This window comes from Microbacterium sp. I2 (assembly GCF_051364985.1).
Taxonomy (GTDB): domain Bacteria; phylum Actinomycetota; class Actinomycetes; order Actinomycetales; family Microbacteriaceae; genus Microbacterium.
The window spans coordinates 1-19,587 of the sequence record NZ_JBLWIH010000025.1; the positions used below are offsets into that span (position 1 = coordinate 1).

A 19,587-nucleotide genomic window follows, 5' to 3' on the forward strand; every position below is an offset into this window, starting at 1 on the left:
GTCCTCCGGGTGGTGAGGGGGTCCGGATGTCGCGGGTTACCGGGCGGCGGGGGCCGGCGTGTGCTGCGGGGTGGTGAGGGGGTCCGGATGTCGCGGGTTACCGGGCGGCGGGGGCCGGCGTGTGCTGCGGGGTGGTGAGGGGTTGTGGGCTACCGGGCGTCGGGGTGCAGCGGCGTGTTGCGGGGTTGCGGGGTTCCGGGACTCGGCGCTCGGCCCGGTTCGAATCGCGCACTGTGCGTGGTCGCCGCGAGACGGTGCCAGGTGCGCGACTTCACAGGTGGAGCGGCTGCGGAACTCAAGGAGTTGCACGTGCGCGGTGGGCAGCGCCTCGGAGCGCGGGCTATTCTTCACCAACATCGGAGCTATGTTCTATATGTTCAGCCAGTTATCCACAAGCTGTGCGAATTCCTGACTCGATGTCGGTGGACGTCGGCATACTGGATTCGTGACATTCCTCGAAGATATTGACGAAGTGGTGGGACGGCTTCGTGTGTTCGAGGAGCTTGCGGTGGGGGCGGCGGATTTGCCGTCGTCGGTGATCGGGTTGTCGGATCGGTCGGTGCGGGACCTGCTGGGGCAGGCCGCGCTGCTGGCGAAGCATGTGGGGCTGCTGCAGTCGGTGCTTGCCGGGGTGGCTGCGGCGCGGTCCTCGCGGGAGCGGGGGCATGGCGGCCTGGTGCAAGAGTCCGGGCATCGCAACGCGGTGGAGTTCGTGCGGGAGGTCACCGGCGGCACTCGGGCGGAGGCGGTCCGGGCGGTGAAGGTCGGCGAGGCGCTGCTGGACGGAGTCTCCGAAAACGGCCAAGCGCATGTCGCGGGCGGCTCCGGGGAGAGGGCGGATGCCGCGCCGGAGTCGCTGCCGTGGCATGAGCCGTTGCGGGCCGGGCTGCTCTCCGGTGGCTTGACGACGGCGCAGGTACACGCGATCCGGTCGGGTTTGGGCGAACCGCCCACCATGGCGGGGCGATCGACGCAGCCCGGGGGGGCCGGCGGGCGCGGAGCCGAAGTCCGCCGAGGCGGTGGTCGTGACCGCGGAGGCCGTAGTCGAGGCCTGGCGCGCCGCCGCGGCGGCTCTGGTCAGCGAGGCCGCGCAGTGCATGGTGGAGGACTTGGCGGCTCGGGCCCGCTGCCTGCGCGACATGCTCGACCCCGCGGGGGCCGAGGAACGGTTTCAGGCGAGGTTCGACAGTCGGTCGTATCGGTCGTCGGTGGGAGCGGACGGGTTGCGTCGCGGGCACATCGTGTACGACGACGAGATGGGCGAGTGGGTGGATCACCTGCTGCGCACCGCGCTGGCACCTCGCCGTGGCGGGCCGAGGTTCGTGGCAGCGGGCGAGAAGACCGATGCGGATGCGCTGTCGCAGGATCCGCGCTCGAATGATCAGCTCGCGTACGACCTGCTCATGGACGTCCTCCGCGCCGGGGCGCGGGCCGACGCGAAGAGTGTGTACGGCGCGAAGGAGCCCGGGCTGCGGCTGATCACCATGAAAGACACCGTGACCGGCGACTCCGTGCACCGCGATGTGTTCGGCCGGATGGTCGCCACCGCGTGCACGCAGGACGGGAGGCTGGTGCTGCCCGGATCCGTGCTGGAACGCGCGCTATGTGTGACCGGAACCATCGACGTCTTCGCCGACACCGCCGGGAACCCGCTGGACCTGGGCCGTGAGATGCGGCTCTACACGGCAAAGCAAAGGCTCACCCTCGCGATCCGGGACGGCGGATGCCTGTGGCCCGGGTGCGACCGGCCCCCTGAATACTGCGAAGCCCATCACTGCGACCACTGGGCTGCAGGGGGCAACACCGACTGCGGCCGAGGCGTGCTGCTGTGCAGATTCCATCACCTCCACCTCCACAACGCGGGGTGGCGGATCACCCGCGACGGCGACGGCCCATTCGTGCTGCACCCACCCGCAGGATCGGGGGATGAGCCTGTCGTCCTCCGGTCCAAATCCCCGCTGAGATGGCTCTGGGACCCTCCACCCGACCGCGAACGCTGGCGCACCCCTCCGCAACCAGAGGTCCCAGACGTAGCCGGCGCCCGAGTCGCGTAGGAGCGGGACGACCTCGCGCAGGAAGCGGCGACGCGCCCCGGAGGGGTGGTGCTGACGACCCCGGCAAGGGTCTGTCGTTCGCGGGCAGGCGGGCGCGCCCCCGCGACGAGGATGACCTCACCATGACGAGGATCAGTTGCTCGCGACGGGGTGACGTCCTCGGGGTGGGTGGACGTGTTCCGGGGTGGGGATGACGTGTTTCGGGGCGGGGTGACGTTGTCGGGTGGGATGACGTGTTTCGGGGTGGGTGACGTCGTCGGGTGGGATGACGTGTTTCGGGGTGGGTGACGTCGTCGGGTGGGATGACGTGTTTCGGGCGCGGTGACGTCGTCGGGTGGGGATGACGTGTTTCGGGCGCGGTGACGTCGTCGGGTGGGGATGACGTGTTTCGGGGTGGGTGACGTCATCGGGTGGGAAGACCTGTTCGGGATGGGGGTGACGTCGTTCGGGGCGGGGCTGACGTGTTCGGGGCGGGGTGGACGTCGTCCGGGGTGGGGTCGCGATGAGGAAGAGCTCGCATGTGCTGTGGACGTCGTCGGGGGTGGGGATGACGTGTTCGGGACGGGTGACGTCATCGGATGGGGAAGACCTGTTCGGGGTGGGACGCCCCCGCGGCGGGAATACTCCCGATTGGAATGGCCAGGAGTCTTGTTGACCACGGGGCGGTGACGTGCCTCCGGCCGCGATAAGGCGTCAGGCTTTGGCTTTGGCTTTGGCTTTGGCTTTGGCCGTGGCCGTGGCTGTGGCCGTGGCTGTGGCCCTGCCCGTGGCTTTGAAGCCCGCGGGCGGCGGTGAAGTCGCGGGCGGCGGGTTTGGCTGAGGCATCCGTCTGTCGTAGTATTGATCTTTGGTGTGCGGCTCAGCTGACCCGACACCACGAACGTGAGCCCTCCACTGGCGTGTTTCCCCGGTCGTCGACCAGGAAACCACCCCGGAGCGGGATTCACGAGCCTCTCCGTTCGAATCAAGAAAGCAGCACTACTGTGACGCGCACCTACACCCCCAAGGCTGGCGAAACCCAGCGCGAGTGGCTGGTCATCGACGCGACCGACGTCGTCCTGGGCCGCCTGGCCTCGCACGCCGCCACGCTCCTTCGCGGCAAGCACAAGCCCACCTTCGCGAACCACATCGACACCGGCGACTTCGTCATCATCATCAACGCCGGCAAGGTCGCCCTGACCGGTCAGAAGCTCGAGCAGAAGAAGGCCTACCGCCACTCCGGCTACCCGGGCGGCCTCAAGTCGGTCACCTACTCGGAGCTCCTCGAGAAGAACCCCGTCCGTGCCGTCGAGAAGGCCGTCCGCGGCATGCTCCCCAAGAACACCCTCGGCCGCAACCAGCTGTCGAAGCTCAAGGTGTACGCCGGTGCCGAGCACCCGCACGCCGCGCAGCAGCCCAAGACGTACGTTTTCGACCAGGTCGCCCAGTAAGCGCCGTAGAGACAAGGACACACTCGTGGCGAAGATCGAAGAAACCACCGAATCCAACTACTCGACCGAGACCCCGGTCGACGAGACCGCAGCCGTCGCCGCCGAGCGCCCCGTGCTCTCGGTTCCCGGCGCAGCCGTCGGCCGTCGCAAGCAGGCCATCGCCCGCGTGCGACTGATCCCCGGCTCGGGCACCATCACCGTCAACGGCCGTGAGTTCGAGGACTACTTCCCGAACAAGCTGCACCAGCAGCTGATCACCGACCCGTTCACGGTGCTCAACCTCACCGGCGCCTACGACGTCATCGTGCGCATCTCCGGCGGCGGCCCCTCGGGTCAGGCCGGCGCGCTGCGCCTGGGCATCGCCCGCGCGCTGAACCAGATCGACGAAGAGAACAACCGCCCGACGCTCAAGAAGGCCGGCTTCCTCTCACGCGACGCTCGCGTCATCGAGCGCAAGAAGGCCGGTCTCAAGAAGGCCCGCAAGGCTCCGCAGTACTCGAAGCGCTGATCGGATCTCGCTCCGTATGCCGCTCTTTGGCACGGACGGGGTGAGGGGGCTGGCCAACGGCCCCCTCACCGCCGATCTCGCGCTCACCCTGGCCCAGGCGACTGCCGTCGTCCTGGGCCAGGGCCGTTCCGCCGAGGCGCGTCGCGCCGAAGGCCGCCGTCTCACGGCCGTCGTCGCGCGCGACCCGCGCGTCTCTGGTGAGTTCCTCTCCGCCGCGGTCGAAGCCGGGCTCGCATCCTCAGGCGTCGACGTGTTCGACGCCGGCGTGCTGCCCACGCCGGCGGCGGCGTACCTGATCGCCGACATCGACGCCGACTTCGGCGTCATGGTCTCGGCATCCCACAATCCCGCGCCCGACAACGGCATCAAGATCTTCGCGCGCGGCGGCGTCAAGCTGCCCGACATCGTCGAAGCCCGCATCGAAGCGGCACTCGAGCTGCCGAAGCTGCAGCCGACCGGCGGCGACGTCGGCCGCATCCGCCGCTTCGCCGACGCCGAAGACCGCTACGTCGTCCACCTGCTCGGATCGTTGCCCCATCGCCTGGACGGGCTGCACGTGGTCCTCGACTGCGCGCACGGCGCAGCATCCGGAGTCTCTCCTGAGACCTTCAGGGACGCCGGCGCGCGGGTCACCGTCATCGGGGCCGACCCGGACGGCGTCAACATCAACGACGGGGTCGGCTCGACCCACCTCGACGTGCTGTCGAAGAGGGTCGTCGAAGTCGGAGCCGACGTCGGCATCGCGCACGACGGCGACGCCGACCGCTGCCTCGCCGTCGACGCCGCCGGCCGTGTCGTCGACGGCGACCAGATCATGGCGATCCTCGCGGTGGCCATGAAGGAGCGCGGCGCGCTTGCCGACGACACCCTCGTCGCCACCGTGATGAGCAACCTCGGGCTGCACCGTGCGATGTCGGCTCACGGCATCCACGTCGAGACCACCGCGGTCGGCGACCGTTACGTGCTCGAGCGCATGACCGAGGGCGGCTTCTCGCTCGGCGGCGAGCAGTCCGGCCACGTCATCATGAGCGAGTTCGCCACGACCGGCGACGGCGTGCTGACCGGCCTGCACCTCGTGGCCGAGATGGCCCGCACCGGCAAGTCGCTCGCCGAGCTGGCGTCGATCATGACCGTGTACCCGCAGGTGCTCATCAACGTGCGCGGCGTCGATCGCACGCGGGTCGGTGACGAGATCGTTCAGGATGCCGTCGCCCGCGCATCCGCCGACCTCGGCCTGTCGGGCCGCGTGCTGCTGCGCCCCTCGGGTACCGAGGAGATGGTGCGCGTGATGGTCGAGGCGGCGTCGGAAGACGAAGCATCGCGGCATGCGGAGGCGCTTGCCGACGTGGTGCGGGATCGGCTCGCGCTGTAGCAGGACCGCTCGCCGAGCGCTGGGCCCACGCGCCCCGGACGCTCCTCGCAGCGCGCCAGCGCTGCGTGGAGGGCGTGGGAACGACGAGTCGAAACGCCTCGGATCCCCGCTGTCGACGAGCGGGGCGTTCGTTTCGCTCGCTCGATGAGCCGGCGGCGTTCGGCCATCGAGCGAGGAGCGCAGCGACGAGACTGAACGCGTCGGGCGCGGTGTCGACGTCGGGCTCGGGGGTGTCTTGTCTCGCTCGCTCGCTCGACGGTCGGGGCGTTCGGGTGTTTCGTTTCGGTTCGCTCGGTCGACGGGCGGGGCGTTCGGGTGTTTCGGTTCGCTCGCTCGACGGGTGGGGCGTTCGGGTGTTCCGTTCGGTTCGCTCGCTCGCTCGACGGGTGGGGCGTTCGGGCGTTTCGGTTCGCTCGCTCGACGGGGGTGGCGTTTCGTTTCGGTTCGCTCGCTCGACGGGTGGGGCGTTCGGGCGTTTCGGTTCGCTCGCTCGCTCGACGGGTGGGGGTTCAAGGCGTTTGGTTCGCTCGCTCGCTCGACGGGTGGGGCGTTCGGGTGTTTCGGTTCGCTCGCTCGCTCGACGGGTGGGGAGTTCGGGCGTTTCGGTTCGCTCGCTCGCTCGACGGGTGGGGAGTTCGGGTGTTTCGGTTCGCTTCGCTCGCTCGACGGGCGGCGTTCGTGGCTCAGTATCCGCTCAATTCCGCCGCAGGGGTGAACCGGACACGCGCGGCTGGTCGCGCACCAGCCTGAGACGGGACCTCGGTGCGGCCTGACCGGACAGCTGCCTCAGCAAATCCTCATCGCGTTCGCCCGTCGTAAGACCCCGGCGGAGCGACGGTTCGCAGCGCCGATAGATTCCTCGCAGCGGCACTCGGGGGAGCGCCAGGCCGATATCTCGCGCCGGGTGGGGGAATCTTCGCGTGCCGATTTCGCACGCGAGAAGGGGGATTCGAGTGGCACTCAACCGCACGTCATCAGTCAGCAGGAGCCTGCGCCGTCGGCGCATCCTCGCCGTCCTCGCCGGGGGCCTCGTCCTCGGCGTCGGTGGCACAATGACCCTCGCCAGCTGGACCGACTCGGAATGGGTCTGGGGCGGCGCCGACGGGGGTCCCGGCATCGGGACGAGCGAGTTCGTCGTGCTGCAGAACACGCTGAGTCCGACCAACGGCGAAGGAGCGACCGGCTGGGTCGAAGAGCCCGACAACCCCGGTGGTGAACTCGTGTTCTCTCCGCTCACCGCAGGCGACGACATCCTGGCCCTCACTCCCGGCGAGACCTTCTACGCGCCTGTCGCGTTGAAGACGTCGGATGCCTCGATCGCGGGCACGGTCGATCTGCTCGGTGCGCTGCCGGCGACCGGCGTGGTGATCGACGACCCGGCCGGCACTCTCTGGACGAGCCTGCAGGTGCGCGTGGCCCTCGAGATCCAGGCGGCCGCTGACGCGGCGCCGACGTGCGACCAGGCGTTCTTCGACGCAGTCGGCGTCATCCCGATCGTCGCGGCGGGCGGCCTGGGCAGCGCCGGCGCAGCGGACCAGCCGATCTCGGGCGGAGGGGATGACGTGCACTATTACTGCTTCGAGATCTCGCTGCCCGACAGCGCGGTGACGCAGACGCTGCAGGGCCGCACGGTCGCACCCGCCTGGCAGTTCCTCTCGACGTCGGTCTGATGACGACCGCCGGCCTTCGGCCGCGCGCTCGCCACGCCGCCACTCCCTCCGCCGATGGGCGACGCCCTCCGGCGGGGGAGCGGGCCAAAGACATCGGTCTCTGGGTCGTCGGCGTGATCGGGTTGGCCGCGGTGATCTGGTTCGTGGCCTCGCAGCTGCTCGGCCTGTCGGTCATCGTGTTCCGCACGGGGTCGATGGCGCCGACGCTGTCGCAGGGCGCGGCCGCCGTCAGCACGCCGGTCTCGGCCGAGGAGCTGCGGATCGGCGATGTCATCACGGTGCAGCGTTCCGGCGAAGCGCTTCCGGTGACCCACCGGATCATCTCGATCGATCCGGTGGCCGGCGAACCGGATCAGCGCAGCGTCGTGCTGCAGGGTGACGACAACGCCACGCCCGACCAGCAGCCTTACGTCGTCTCCGAGACTGATCGGGTGCTGCTCGGTGTGCCGGGAGCCGGGGCGGTGCTCGTCGCCCTGCAGACCCCGGTCGCACTCGGAGCGATGACGCTGGCGCTCGCCGGCGTCATCGCGTGGGGCCTGTGGCCGGCTCGGGAACGGGACATGTGATGGCGGCAGCCGGGGTCTCGCGGTGGCGACCGCTGCGCCTGCTGGGCGCGGCGCTCCTCGCCGCCGGCGTGGTGATCTCAGGCGCACACGCCGCGGCGGCTTTCACCGCCATCGCCGAGAACGGGATGCCGGGGCAGCTGCGCCTCGCGTGGGGAGACACCCCGCAATTCATCGATCCGATCGTCCCGGGCGAGGCGTACCACTGGCAGATCCGCGCGACCCTGGACGGGGCGAGCTCGCGGGAGTTCTCGCTCACGCTTCGTGCGGCCGGCGCTCTCGTGGACGACCCGATGGGTCTGCGCATCGCGATCTCGCAGTGCGACCAGGCCTTCACTGGACTCACGGCCGATCCGACGTGCGCCGGCCCGGCCGAGCTGCTGATGCCCACCACCCGGGTCGCCGAGGTCGCTTCGCCCGCGACGGGGGAGCTCTGGCAGCTGGACCCGCTGCTCGTCGACCAGTCCCGGTACTTCCTCGTGACCATCTCGACGCCGACCGAAGCGGCCGACCTGGGACTGGAGGGCCTCGAGGGCGAGGTGGGCTTCGGGTTCGCAGCATCCGGTGACTCTCCCGAGGGCGCGCTGCCGCCCACCGGCGCCGACCCGTTCGGCCCGCTGCTGCTCGCGCTCGGCCTGCTCGTCCTCGGCGGTGTGCAGGTCGCGGCCGGTCGGCCTCGCGTGCGGGAGGTGACCGATGCGTGAGCTCGCACGCTCGCCGCAGTCGTCGCGGGGATCGATCAAGGGACGGATGCTGTCGGCCGCGCTCGCCGCGACCGGCCTGGTCGCCGCGATGCTCGTGCCGCTCGCAGCGACCGACGCGGCGTGGAACGACAACGAGTGGGCGAACGGCGCTCTGGGCACGCTGGACTGCGCCGTGACCGAAGGGTTCACGTCGCAGGCGACCGGCCGAGTGCTGTCGGGATCGCTGGTGGGGCAGAGCCTCGATCCGGTGGCGGGGCTGAGCGGCATCATCGTCGCCAACGACGGAGCAACGTCGTCGGCGCAGCCTGCCGGCTCGACGTCACTGGGCGCCGACGCGTACGCGTCGGCGATCGCACTCCAGGCGCTCGGCGGCCTGGTCTCGACTGAGCTGGGGCTGACGCTGCCGTTGGATGCCGGGGCCGGCGCGTACTCGCAGTACGGACAGGCGCTGCCTGACGGCGCGTCGACCGGGGCCTCGGGCACCGTGACCGACCAGGGCACGATCGACCTGGATGCGGTGCAGGCCGGCACAGCCCCGTCGATGGGCACATTCCGATTGAGCGATCTGCCGGGCCTCGGCCCGGCGCTCGGCGGCATCGCCGACCTGTCACTCACGGTCGGCTCGGTCGCTTCCCGTGCGACCGTCGACGGTTGCGAAGAACGGTGGAGCGGCGCGGCCGGCGCCGTGCAGCGTGACTACCTCGTCTCCGGACTCGACCTCGGATTCGAGAGCCCTGCGGTCGCGACTCTCGGTGGCGCCGTGGATACGGCGGTCGGAACGCTGGCGACAGGGCTGGACACCACTGTCGGAACCGTCGAAGGACTGCTGCGCACAGCCGTCGTCAACGGCCTCGGCCCGTTGCTCGGAGGGATCCTCGGCAATCCGCTCCTGTCTGTCGGATCGGTCACGGTCGACTCGCTCGACGTCACGCTCAACACCGCACCACTTCTTGCGGTGCTCGATACGCCCCTCACCGATGGTGTCGTCAGCGTGGATCTGAATCAAGGCACTGCCAGCGTCGACCTCGCCGCACTCGTCGGTGACATCTACCAGACCTCCGACGGACTGAACGGCCTGGCGCCGAACACCTCGGTACTCAGCTCCGAAGTCATGAGTGCGATCGTCCAGCGAGTCGGCCTCCTGCTGCGCAACCCCGCGACGCAGACGGGGCTGCTCTACGACCTGGAACGCGCTGCGGCGAAGTCCGTGCTCGACGCCGCGATCTCCATCCAGGCCACGGCCATCGTCCGCGCGCAGCTGGTGCTGACGACGGTAGACGCCATCGATGTGTCGGTGGGGATGACGGGTTCCGTTGGCGGCCTGCTGGGTACCCCCGGTTACGCGCCCGTCGTGCCGGTCGTCGAGGCCGACGTGCTGCCCGGCTCGCTCGGGGCGCTCGCGGGCGTCGTGGCGGCGCTGGTCGGAACGATCGAAGCCACGCTCGGTGGCCTCATCGTCACGACTCTCCTGCCCTCCCTCGCCACGATCCTGCAGAACTCGCTGGTGACACCGGCCACCGGATTGATCGGCACGATGACCACGACGCTCATCGGCGCTGTGGCGACGGCACTCGGCGCGCTCGACGGCGAACTCGATCTCATCTCGCAACTGGTCTCGGTGAGCGTCAACTCCCAGCCCGATCAGTCGCCGCAGCCCGCGCCGCCGTACCCCATTGACGATGGCGAGTACGCGGTCAGCGCGCTGCGGATAGGCGTGGTCGACGGGACGACCGCGGGCGCGGCATCCGTTCTCAACGTCTTCCTCGCTTCGTCGACGGCCGGACCGAACGCCTCCTGAGCGGCGCACGAGCCGGTATTCGGGTCGGCTTGGAGTTACGCGGCGTCCGCATGGCTCTGGCACTCGATGCAGGCGGCGGCGTACGGCAGCACCTCCAGGCGCGCGGCGGCGATGGGGCCGCCGCACCGGGTGCAGCGGCCGTAGGTGCCGGCCTCCAGGCGATTCAGCGCGGCGGCGATCTGCTCGACGACCAGGCGGTTCGACTCCACGACCTGGTAGGCGACCGGGTCGACGCCCGGCAGGGCGCGCGGGGCGAGCTCGGCGAGGACGTCGAGTCGTTCCTGCAGCTGCTCCTCGAGCTGCTGGCGGGCGGCGTCGACGTCCGGCACGCGGACGTCGTTCGAAGTGTTCGTCATGACGGCTCCTGAAAATGAGAAACGCGCCGCAGATGCGACGCGCTGGTTGACCGGGATTGCCCTTCGACGGAAGGGGTCTACGGGGGTGCAGCGCGCGACGTGGCAGGGATGAACCGGCCACGTGCCGCGGCACGCCGGGGCGGAAGAACCTCATGCCGAGTCCCGGCGATGTCGGCGGCCCACGTCACGACGGAGGCGTCCGAGGGACCCTCCGAGGCGGCGAGACGGGGCATCGAGGTCATGGCCCTCACCATAGCCGGGACCTAGGAAAAGGCAAGTCGGGCGGTTCTGCGTTGGCTGCGGCAGGGCTCTCGGCGCGCCGCGCGGAGGGGTCGGAGGGCGAGTTGACTTCCGGTGGAACGGGGCTATGGTCGGAGGTTCACCGCCAGCCGACAAGGGGAAGCGAGGACACGATGTCGGGCAAGTCACCACAGGAACGCGGCAGCAAGAAGGCCGCGAAGATGTCGATGAAGGAGAAGCGCGCGGCGAAGCGTGAGAAGCGCGAGCCGAGCACGTTCATCAAGCCGCGCAAGGACGCGCGGGTGTGATGGACGCGGCGGCTCCTCTCGCGCCGCGCGATAGCGTCCAGGCCGGATGAGCCGCTGACGACCCGTGCGGGTGGTGCCGGACCTCGTCCACGACGGGTCGCCGGCATCCACCCCCAGGGTCCCCACGGGCGGGTTCGGAGGCGCGGGGTTTTCCCCCATGACCGGGGTGAGTCCTCGCGCGTACGCTGGCGCTGTCCGGTTTAGGACGGGGCGAACAATGGGGATCCGGGGAAGGGCCGACGCATCATGGGGAGGTGCGTCGGCCCCACACGCAGAGCTCGATCGGGCGAGTCACGCCGAGCGGGAACGCGAAGAGGCGCTCGCCCGCCTCTTCGGCCCGCCGCTCGAGGGTGAGCGGTCGCGCCCGACAGCGGTCGCCGCCGCGAGCGCCCTCGCGATCGCCCATTTCGGTGCGACCGCGGCGCCGCTGCCGGAGCACGCTCCGACGGTCGCTCCCCTCGGACCCGTTGCACCACGCGTGCCGCTTGCGCCGCGGAGCCCCGGCGTCGGATCGGAGGCGGCGAAGGACGCCGTCGCGGCTCGACCCACGATGCCGCGTCCGGAGGTTCCGCGTCCGGAAGTTCTGCGTCGGGAGGCGCCCGCGCCCGAAGCCGCGGAGGCCGCTGTCGCGCTTCGACCGGCTATGTCGCGTCCGGAGGTTCTGCGTCCGGAGGTTCTGCGCGAGGTGCCCGGTCGGGTGCCTTCGGCAGATGGCGTCGCGGGATTGGCGAAGGCCGCCACGCCTCGACCGGCTACGCCGCGTCCGGAAGTTCTGCGCGAGGCGCCCGAGTCCGAAGCCGCGGAGGTCGCTGTCGCGCTTCGACCGGCTATGTCGCGTCCGGAGGTTTCGCGCGAGGTGCGGGCGAAGGTGACGCGGGCGGCTGCCCCGTTCGACCCGGCTGCACCGCGCGTGCCACGGGCGAAGGCGACGCGCTCCGTTGCCCCGTTCGACCCGGCTGCACCGCGCGGGCCGCGGACGGAGGCGACGCGCGCGGTTGCCCCGTTCGACCCGACAGGCGGCGTCCCGCTTCGACCGGCCAAGTCACCACCGGCGCTTTCGGGAGAGGCGCCCGGCGACGTGTTGCCAGCGGACATTTTCGCGTCGGCCGTTGTGGCGGGCGGCTCCTCGGCGCTGCCCGAAGTCTTCGGTCCGGCGGTGTCGGAGCAATCCCGCCCCGTGATTTCGGCAGAGGTGCTCGCCCCGTCTGTCGCGCCCGAGCCCGCCGGCTTCGACAGCGTGATTCTGCCCGAGCCCCTGCCCGAACCCGTATCGGTACCCGTGCCGAGCACCCCTCGCCAACGACGACGTGGGCGGGCGCGGTGGGTGGTGGCGGCGGCATCCGTTGTTCTCATCTCGGGCGTGGTGGTCGCCGGGATCTTCACCGTGCAGTCGGCGCAGGCGCGCGATCGCCTCACCGCGGCAGCTGCAGAACTCGCCGGGGCCGAGGCGGTGGTCGCCTCCGCGGAGCAGGAGCTGGATGCTGCGGCCGCCGCCTACGGCATCCTTGCGGCTGCAGCGACACCGACCGTGGGCCGAACGGGCATGGTTCTGGACTCCCTCGCCGGTTTGTCGGACGAGCCGGCCCGGGGTTCGGCTCAGGGCGCGCTCGACGCGCTCGCAGCGCAGCTGGCCGGACCGGCCGCAGCAGCACCCGCATACGAAGGTGCGGACGTCGACGACGCCGATCCGGAAGCGCTCCTCGTCGCAGCCGACGATGCGATCGAACACGCCGAGCTCGTCAGCGCGGCGGCGGCAGCGGTGCGCGTGGACGCGGCATCGCTCGACGACCGCACGGCGGCGCTGCGCACGGCGCTCCTCATGCTCGGAGGCGGACTTCCCGCGTTCGCCGAACGGATCGTCGCCGAGAATGCTCTGCCGGGGACCCCATTGCGGGATGCGGTGGTAGTCGCCGCGCACGCCGCCGCGATCGCCGGGGATGAGGATGCCGCGTTGGCAGCCATGGAGTCCTATGCGGCAGCGGTCATCGCGCTCCGCGGTGAGCAGGCGCGACTCGCGGAGGAGCAGTCGAGACTGCGCGAAGCGGCCGAGCAGCGTCAGCATGCCCCGGCCCCGCGGTCGCAGCCCGGCTCGGACGGCGCTGCCCACCCCGCGCCCGATCCCGCGCCCGCACCCGCGCCTGTTCCCGGCCCCGGTGCCGGCCCCGCGCCCGAACCTGAACCCGAGCAGGAACCTGAGCCCGAGCCCGAGCCGGAACCCGGGACGGATCCCCGCGACTGGCCCTGGCCGTGGCGCCCCTGACGCCCGGCATCCGCTCCCCGTCTCTTTCCTCGCCCGTCGTGCGCGCACCGCGCTTTCCTCACCGCTGCCGGCACCGCGCTGCCGGCGCGTCGAGGCACCACATGCGGGTTGAGAAACCGTACGCAGGTTGAGAAACCGCCCCGGGCCGGGTGTTTCAACCTGTATGTGGTTTCTCAAACCTCAACCTGTCTCGCGCCTCGCCCGCCCACGCACGCGTCCTGGCGCAGGCGCGGAGATGCGGGTGGCGCACGCGCGCGGTGCCGCTGCCCGCGCCGTCGAGACACCACATGCCGGTTGAGGAAACCGTAGGTAGGTTGAGAAACCGTATGTAGGTTGAGGAGCCGCCCCGGGCAGGGTGTTTCAACCTATATGTGGTTTCTCAACCTCAACCTGTCCCGCGCGCACCCCGCCCCACCCCGCGCGCATCCTGGCACACGCCCCGCGATGCGGGTGGCGCACGCGCGGCGATGCGGTGGCGCACGCGCCCAGTGCCGCTGCCCGTGCCGCGCAGCCCGCGCCGTCGAGACACCACATGCCGGTTGAGAAACCGTACGTATGTTGACAAACCGCCCCGGGCGGGGTGTTTCAACCTGTATGTGGTTTCCCAACCTCACCCTGTCCCGCGAGCGCCTCGCCCCGCGGATCGGTGAAACGATCCATGAGGAATCGATGAAACGATCCAACTTTCTCTTGCGTCAGTGGGACGGGTGGAGGATCATGACTCCGGAAAGCGGTTGCCCAAGGATGGGCGACAACGCTCAACGAGGAGAATCACGTGCGAACATCACTGCGCAAATTCGTTCCCTTACCCCTGACTCTGGCGATCGGCGCTTCGCTGATCGCCTTCAGCCCACCCGCGGCGGGTGCGCCACCGGAGCCCGACCTGCGCCCTGTCGAGCAGCTGACTCGCGGCCTGGTCGCCGCCCAGGTTGCGGAGGGCGTCTTCCTGAGCTGGCGGTTCCTCGGCGACGAGCCCGACGGCCTGTCGTGGAACGTCTACCGCAAGGACGGCGCCGCCGACTTCGCGAAGATCGCGACCGTCGAGCCGCGCGACGTGCAGCCCGAGAGCGCGTATGAGAGCAATCCCGGCGTCGTGAAGGAGAACGTCACTCCATCGAACTACACCGATCCCGACGGATCCGTCGCGTCGGTGTACGAGGTCGCCCCGGTTGTCGACGGCGTCGAGGGCCAGCGGCAGGGCATGAGCGTGCCGATGCTCTCGAACCTCGCCGGCCAGCCCGGGCAGGAGAACCGTGGTGCGGCGCACTACATCCCGCTGAAGCCGGCACCCGCCCCGGTGCCGCTCGCACACTTCACCTACCGCGGCCAGCGGTTCGGCCCCGGCACGAACCTCAACGCGGCGAACATGGTCATCCCCGAGACCGGCGGCCAGCACTGGTACACCGTCGACATGGATCTGCTCCGCGCCTTCCGCGAGCCGCACGCCGAGAAGACGCCCGTCACAGCGGCCGACCTCGACGAGTGGGTCGACAAGCTCAACGCGCACAACGAGGAGACGTGGCAGCCGACGGCGACCCTGGGCGCCGACGGCATCATCGGCGACGCGCTCTACACCGAGCTCGAGGCCAAGTTCATCCAGTACGTCGAGCAGCTCGACAGCGGCACCAGCCTGCCGTACGCGAAGACCGAAACGGGCGCCATCCATACGTCGCAGAGCGCGCCGTACTCGACGCACGACATGACGGTGGGCGACTTCGACGGTGACGGCGAATACGAGATCGTCGTGAAGTGGCGCAGCACCCAGCAGGACCCGATGTACTCCGAGCCCATCTTCGGGGGCAGCAACACCACCACCGCGCCCGAGTACATCGACGTCTACAAGCAGGACGGGACGCTGCTGTTCCGCGTCGACATGGGTTACAACGTGCGCGCGGCCAACGACCACGAGACGACGCTGTTCGCCGAGGACTTCGACGGTGACGGCAAGTCCGAGCTCATGCTGAAGACGGCCCTGGGCACGCGCATCGGCAACTGGGATGAGGCATCCCAGACCGTCGTCTACCCGGAATCGGGTGTCGTCGGCGGCGCGGACGGTCTCAACTCCACGACCGACCGGTTCAAGGAGTACTTCGCGACGGGCGACGAGCAGGCGCTCGACACCTACTGGTCGCTGCTGAACAGCTTCACCATCTCGTACCGCAGCCCCACGGCCGGCGGCGGCAACGACGGCCCCAACGACCCGGCGATCAAGCGGTGGATCAAGACGTACCACGTGGGACCGATCGGGCCGGCGAAGGACGATCAGGAGTTCTTCTCGGCGTTCGAATGGGATGCCGAGGCCGGCGTGGGCACGCTGGTCGACAGCGAGCAGTACCCGTTCACATACAAGGCGAGCGTCGACGGCGAGAACTGGGCCATGACGCCTGCCACCCAGCGAGGCAACTACTCGTACCTGGCCTTCCCGGGACCGGGCGCCGGCAGTTCGGTGAACGACTACAAGGCGCAGATCATGGCCGAGAAGGAGGCCTACTGGCTCGAGAACCCGTGGAAGGCGGCCTCGTTCGGCGACGCGCAGGGCAACCGTGCGAATCGGTATGTCGGCGTTGTCGCGGCCCTCGACGGCGTGAACAAGTACGCCGTCTCGCAGCGCGGGTACTACCACCGCACGACCCTCGCGGCCTTCAACATCGTGGACGGTCAGGTCAACCTGCAGGCGAGCTTCGACTCGGCGGACGAGCAGTACTGGTCGCTCGGCGGAACGGCGTACGACTACCAGAACCGCGGCAACCACGACACCAAGTCGGCGGACCTCGACGGCGACGGCTGGGACGAGGTCGTGCTGAAGGCGATGGTCCTCGGGCTGAACGCCGACAAGACGAAGATCCTGCCCAAGGTCCTCAACGGCGACATCATGCCCACGATCGAGGGGCTGAACGGCGTTCCCCCGGTCGCCGGTCAGTTCCAGTTCGCCACCGACGAGGTGCGCAACAACCCGCTGAACGTCTGGGCGCCGCTGCGTCACGGCGATCGCGGCGCGCTGCTTCCGGTCGACAAGGACAACAACATCCGGGAGTGGTCCGGCATGGAGGAGCACCTGCTGGACGACATGCGCACCGGCCATCACCTGGGCTGGATCCCCGGACCCGCCGGCTACGACCCCATGAAGGGGAAGCGGCTGGACGAGAACGGCGAGGTCGTCTACGAGAACTCGCTCCTGTATGGCGTCTATGCGGCCAGCGACGACGAGGGCAGCGTGGCCGGCAACTACTCGAACCGCTGGCCGGGCGCACAGGCCGGCTCGGCGGGTGCGACCACCGAGGTCAGGAGCATGGTCACGGGCGAGATCCTCACCACGACCGCGACGGCTCGCGGCATCGGGCAGGGGCAGAACGCGATCTGGTTCGGGGGCGGGCTGACGCACATGGCCGTCAACGGCGCGACCGTCAACAGCGTCGACGACCTGACGTTCGCGACGACCTCGTATCTGGCGACCGGCCTGACGTCGACGGGCAACAAGAGCACGCCGACGCTCAAGGGCGACCTGCTCGGGGACTGGCGCGAGGAGCTCGTCCTGCGGGCGAGCGACAACCGCCTGGCCATCGTCACGACGCTCGCGCCGACGGAGTACGGCATCCGCACGCTCATGCACGACCCGATGTACCGCAACGGCGTGGCCAACAAGAACAACGGCTACGACCAGATGGGCTTCGCCAGCTTCTACCTCGGTGACGAGGCGCAGCTGCCGGAGAAGCGCACCGACATCGCCCTCCCGGCGGTGCCGGATCGCACCGCACCATCGGTCACGATCGCCAAGCAGTCGAAGGGCGAGGACGGCGTCTACAGCAAGATCTTCTTCGATCTGCTCGATGCCGGCGAGGTCGACAAGGTCGTGCTGAACGGCGTCGAGACCGACCTGCCGAACAAGACCCGTTCGCACCTGAACGCGGTCAAGCCCGGCAAGTACGGCGCCGAGGTCGGAACCAACGAACTGCAGGTGTACGACGTCGCCGGCAACGTCGCGACGCTGACGTTCGAACTGAGCGGCAAGAAGCGGTGAGCGCGTAGCGCCATGAACAGGCGCCCCGGGGCTGCGTCCCCGGGGCGCCTGTGTGTCGGGCGAACCTGGAGTACACACCGCCGGGCGGCCTGCGGGTCTACTCTGAGGGCATCCGAGAGGAGCCATCATGGCCGATCCCATCGTCGTCGGAGTCACCCCGGCGCCCGCTTCGCACCGCGCCGTCGAGTGGGCGGCGAAGCGCGCAGCCGCGCATCGCCTGCCGCTCAAGCTCATCGAAGTCGTCGGCGGAGCCATCGGAGCGGTGGGCGAAGACACCGTCGTCGACCACGCCGTCGCCGAGGCCCGCGAGCGTGTCGAGGCCGAAGCATCCGGTCTTCCTCGTCTCGGGCTGAAAGTGCTGATGAGGGTCGACCGCGGCAATCCGGTGGCGGTGCTGACGGATGCCTCGGCTCACGCGACGCTCCTCGTCATCGGCAGCGACTACGACGGGCCGGGCGGCCGGCGCGCTCGCGGTGCGCACGGCCTGCGGATCGCTGCCGGTGCGCACTGCCCCGTCGTCGTGGTGCCCGACGTGGACGTGTCGGACCGCTCGGGCGTCGTCGTCGGGGTCGACGGCTCACCGGTGTCGGAGAAGGCGGTTGCTTTCGCCGCGGCCGAGGCGGACCGGCTCGGCGAGCCGCTCATCGCCGTGTCGGTGTGGACGCCGCTCGAGGCACCGCGCAACATGGGCGTGTACCCGGTGGAGTACCTCGACAACATGGAGAAGCTCACCGAAGAGGCGCAGGCGCTGGCCCTCGCGGGGCTGCGCGGCCAGTACCCCGACCTCGAGATCGTGCGCAAGGTGCAGCGGGGCTACCCGTCGCAGGTGATCAACGACCTCGCCGGATCCGCGCGGCTCGCGGTGGTCGGCTCGCACGGCCGCGGCGCGCTCGCCAGATTCCTGCTCGGCTCGATCAGCCACGAGGTGCTCGCTCGCCTCGCGACGGTGACCGCCGTCGTCCGCTGACGGTACGCCGTACTCGCGTCGCGCACGCCGCGGACATGGTGGCGACGGTGGTTCGGGGTGTTTCGTCTCGCGCCGCTCGCACAACGGGCGGGGGCTTCTCGCGTCGCGCGCTCGACGGGTTGCCGGATCCGGAAACCGGACTTCGCGTGAGTTTCCGGATGCTGGCGCCCGCGGCATCCGGAAACGAGTCGATTCTCCGGTTTCCGGATCCGGAGGTCGGCCACCGGCGCCCCGGGCCGGGCGGCGGGGGCGATCGGGGATACTGGATAGCGTTATCAGACGAGTCCAGGGGAGCCGATGTCGAAAACCGCCAAGCCCGCCACGCTCGCGGACGTCGCCCGGCTCGCGGGCGTGTCGGTCCCTGCCGCCTCACGCGCGCTGAACGGCGGGGTCCGCGGCAAGCAGAGCGGCTCGCCCGAGCTGCGCACGCGCGTCGAGGAGGCCGCGCGCACGCTCGGCTACGCGGTGAGTCCCGCGGCGCAGACGATCAAGGGCGGTCGGTCACGCACCGTGGCGTTCATCGTCGGCGACATCGACGACTTCGGGTCGGCCACCATGATCTCGGGCATGATGCACGCTGCGGAGGAGCGGGGCGTCTCGGTCGCCGTCCGCACCACCCGCGACGACTCGGCCCGCGAGATCGAGCTGCTCACGCAGCTGCGCGGCGAGCGCCATCTCGCGGTCGTGATGGCCACCAGCCGCACGGTCGACGCCGGGCGCGAGGCATCCGTCAGAGAACAGCTCTCGGTGCTGAGCGAGCACGGCGCGAAGGTCGTCGTGATCGGCGACAACGATCTCGGGTTCCCGACCGTGACCGTCGACAACCGCGGAGCGGCACGGCGCCTCGCACAGGGGCTCGCCGACGCCGGCAAGCGCCGGTTCGCGATCGTGTCGGGACCCGACGCCGAGGTCACCGCGCTCGAGCGCGTCGGAGGATTCGTCGAGGGGCTCGCCGAGCGAGGGATCGCCGTGGACGACCGGAACGTCGTGCACACCGAGTTCTCGCGCGACGGCGGCTACCGCGCCGTGGACGAGCTGCGCGCTCGCCTGGACGAGTTCGACGTCATCGCCGCGATGAGCGACGCCATGGCGGTCGGTGTCATCGCACGCCTGCGCGAGCTGGGCGTGGAGTTCCCCGACGGCATCGAGGTGACCGGCTTCGACCACGTGCCGATGCTGGGCGACGTGCTGCCCGGGTTCAGCACGGTGGAGGTGCCGCTGGAGGAGTTCGGCGGCGCGGCCCTCGCGTTGGTTCTCGACGAGCCGGACGGGAGGGATGCCGTCGCCCTGAGTGCGACGCCGATCCTCCATGGCGTGCCTCTCGACGGGCGCTGAACAC

The 19,587-nt window shown here is 70.0% G+C and carries 15 protein-coding genes; 13 read left to right on the plus strand and 2 right to left on the minus strand.

Going from position 1 to position 19,587, the window contains the following annotated elements; genetic code table 11:
- The first annotated feature begins 1,025 nt into the window (after nucleotides 1–1,025).
- The 8 genes from ACLKM7_RS18095 to ACLKM7_RS18130 all read left to right on the plus strand — a co-directional run bounded on the left by ACLKM7_RS18095 (nucleotide 1,026) and on the right by ACLKM7_RS18130 (nucleotide 10,099).
- The gene (locus ACLKM7_RS18095; protein ID WP_436448695.1) at nucleotides 1,026–2,054 is read left to right on the plus strand and encodes a DUF222 domain-containing protein; all 1,029 of its coding nucleotides are present in this window, start codon (nucleotides 1,026–1,028) and stop codon (nucleotides 2,052–2,054) included.
- 983 nt (nucleotides 2,055–3,037) lie between these two features.
- On the plus strand, nucleotides 3,038–3,484 hold the full coding sequence (rplM, locus tag ACLKM7_RS18100) for a 50S ribosomal protein L13 (RefSeq protein ID WP_168912818.1): 447 nt from the start codon (nucleotides 3,038–3,040) through the stop codon (nucleotides 3,482–3,484).
- A gap of 25 nt (nucleotides 3,485–3,509) precedes the next feature.
- Nucleotides 3,510–3,992 (plus strand): 30S ribosomal protein S9, encoded by a 483-nt coding sequence (gene rpsI / locus ACLKM7_RS18105; protein ID WP_168912817.1) that lies wholly within the window; start codon nucleotides 3,510–3,512, stop codon nucleotides 3,990–3,992.
- A 16-nt stretch (nucleotides 3,993–4,008) separates the two neighbouring features.
- Nucleotides 4,009–5,364 carry a phosphoglucosamine mutase gene (glmM, locus tag ACLKM7_RS18110; protein WP_436448696.1) on the plus strand — a complete coding sequence of 452 codons (1,356 nt, stop codon included), beginning with the start codon at nucleotides 4,009–4,011 and terminating at the stop codon, nucleotides 5,362–5,364.
- A gap of 953 nt (nucleotides 5,365–6,317) precedes the next feature.
- Complete coding sequence (locus tag ACLKM7_RS18115; RefSeq protein ID WP_436448697.1) at nucleotides 6,318–7,034, plus strand: SipW-dependent-type signal peptide-containing protein; 717 nt, start codon at nucleotides 6,318–6,320, stop codon at nucleotides 7,032–7,034.
- Complete coding sequence (locus ACLKM7_RS18120; RefSeq protein WP_436448698.1) at nucleotides 7,034–7,600, plus strand: signal peptidase I; 567 nt, start codon at nucleotides 7,034–7,036, stop codon at nucleotides 7,598–7,600. The genes ACLKM7_RS18115 and ACLKM7_RS18120 overlap by 1 nt, the downstream gene beginning before the upstream one ends.
- Nucleotides 7,600–8,301 carry a hypothetical protein gene (locus tag ACLKM7_RS18125; RefSeq protein ID WP_436448699.1) on the plus strand — a complete coding sequence of 234 codons (702 nt, stop codon included), beginning with the start codon at nucleotides 7,600–7,602 and terminating at the stop codon, nucleotides 8,299–8,301. Before ACLKM7_RS18120 ends, ACLKM7_RS18125 begins: the two co-directional genes overlap by 1 nt.
- The gene (locus tag ACLKM7_RS18130) at nucleotides 8,294–10,099 is read left to right on the plus strand and encodes a choice-of-anchor G family protein (protein WP_436448700.1); all 1,806 of its coding nucleotides are present in this window, start codon (nucleotides 8,294–8,296) and stop codon (nucleotides 10,097–10,099) included. Before ACLKM7_RS18125 ends, ACLKM7_RS18130 begins: the two co-directional genes overlap by 8 nt.
- A 35-nt stretch (nucleotides 10,100–10,134) precedes the next feature.
- Here the strand turns inward: ACLKM7_RS18130 and ACLKM7_RS18135 are convergent, their stop codons facing one another.
- Together ACLKM7_RS18135 and ACLKM7_RS18140 are read right to left on the minus strand one after the other, a co-directional pair.
- The gene (locus ACLKM7_RS18135; RefSeq protein WP_436448701.1) at nucleotides 10,135–10,455 is read right to left on the minus strand and encodes a TraR/DksA family transcriptional regulator; all 321 of its coding nucleotides are present in this window, start codon (nucleotides 10,453–10,455) and stop codon (nucleotides 10,135–10,137) included.
- Nucleotides 10,456–10,532: 77 nt separating this feature from the next.
- Nucleotides 10,533–10,697: a hypothetical protein gene (locus ACLKM7_RS18140; RefSeq protein WP_168912801.1), complete on the minus strand. Its 165-nt coding sequence runs from the start codon at nucleotides 10,695–10,697 to the stop codon at nucleotides 10,533–10,535.
- A gap of 171 nt (nucleotides 10,698–10,868) precedes the next feature.
- Between ACLKM7_RS18140 and ACLKM7_RS18145 the strand changes: the two genes are divergently transcribed.
- The 5 genes from ACLKM7_RS18145 to ACLKM7_RS18165 all read left to right on the plus strand — a co-directional run bounded on the left by ACLKM7_RS18145 (nucleotide 10,869) and on the right by ACLKM7_RS18165 (nucleotide 19,583).
- The gene (locus tag ACLKM7_RS18145; RefSeq protein WP_436448702.1) at nucleotides 10,869–11,003 is read left to right on the plus strand and encodes a hypothetical protein; all 135 of its coding nucleotides are present in this window, start codon (nucleotides 10,869–10,871) and stop codon (nucleotides 11,001–11,003) included.
- Between the two features lie 1,177 nt (nucleotides 11,004–12,180).
- Nucleotides 12,181–13,263 (plus strand): hypothetical protein, encoded by a 1,083-nt coding sequence (locus ACLKM7_RS18150; RefSeq protein WP_436448703.1) that lies wholly within the window; start codon nucleotides 12,181–12,183, stop codon nucleotides 13,261–13,263.
- A gap of 775 nt (nucleotides 13,264–14,038) precedes the next feature.
- Nucleotides 14,039–17,281 carry a hypothetical protein gene (locus tag ACLKM7_RS18155; protein ID WP_436448704.1) on the plus strand — a complete coding sequence of 1,081 codons (3,243 nt, stop codon included), beginning with the start codon at nucleotides 14,039–14,041 and terminating at the stop codon, nucleotides 17,279–17,281.
- Between the two features lie 127 nt (nucleotides 17,282–17,408).
- On the plus strand, nucleotides 17,409–18,248 hold the full coding sequence (locus ACLKM7_RS18160; RefSeq protein WP_436448705.1) for a universal stress protein: 840 nt from the start codon (nucleotides 17,409–17,411) through the stop codon (nucleotides 18,246–18,248).
- A 297-nt stretch (nucleotides 18,249–18,545) separates the two neighbouring features.
- Complete coding sequence (locus ACLKM7_RS18165; RefSeq protein ID WP_436448706.1) at nucleotides 18,546–19,583, plus strand: LacI family DNA-binding transcriptional regulator; 1,038 nt, start codon at nucleotides 18,546–18,548, stop codon at nucleotides 19,581–19,583.
- The last annotated feature ends 4 nt before the right edge of the window (nucleotides 19,584–19,587 follow it).

What these genes read in the sequence shown, in the direction of transcription:
- glmM (WP_436448696.1), top strand. Translation starts at nt 4,009, where the DNA reads ATGCCGCTCTTTGGCACGGACGGGGTGAGGGGGCTGGCCAACGGCCCC.
- ACLKM7_RS18120 (WP_436448698.1), top strand. Translation starts at nt 7,034, where the DNA reads ATGACGACCGCCGGCCTTCGGCCGCGCGCTCGCCACGCCGCCACTCCC.
- ACLKM7_RS18125 (WP_436448699.1), top strand. Translation starts at nt 7,600, where the DNA reads ATGGCGGCAGCCGGGGTCTCGCGGTGGCGACCGCTGCGCCTGCTGGGC.
- ACLKM7_RS18130 (WP_436448700.1), top strand. Translation starts at nt 8,294, where the DNA reads ATGCGTGAGCTCGCACGCTCGCCGCAGTCGTCGCGGGGATCGATCAAG.
- ACLKM7_RS18135 (WP_436448701.1), bottom strand. Translation starts at nt 10,455, where the DNA reads ATGACGAACACTTCGAACGACGTCCGCGTGCCGGACGTCGACGCCGCC.
- ACLKM7_RS18140 (WP_168912801.1), bottom strand. Translation starts at nt 10,697, where the DNA reads ATGACCTCGATGCCCCGTCTCGCCGCCTCGGAGGGTCCCTCGGACGCC.
- ACLKM7_RS18145 (WP_436448702.1), top strand. Translation starts at nt 10,869, where the DNA reads ATGTCGGGCAAGTCACCACAGGAACGCGGCAGCAAGAAGGCCGCGAAG.
- ACLKM7_RS18160 (WP_436448705.1), top strand. Translation starts at nt 17,409, where the DNA reads ATGGCCGATCCCATCGTCGTCGGAGTCACCCCGGCGCCCGCTTCGCAC.
- ACLKM7_RS18165 (WP_436448706.1), top strand. Translation starts at nt 18,546, where the DNA reads ATGTCGAAAACCGCCAAGCCCGCCACGCTCGCGGACGTCGCCCGGCTC.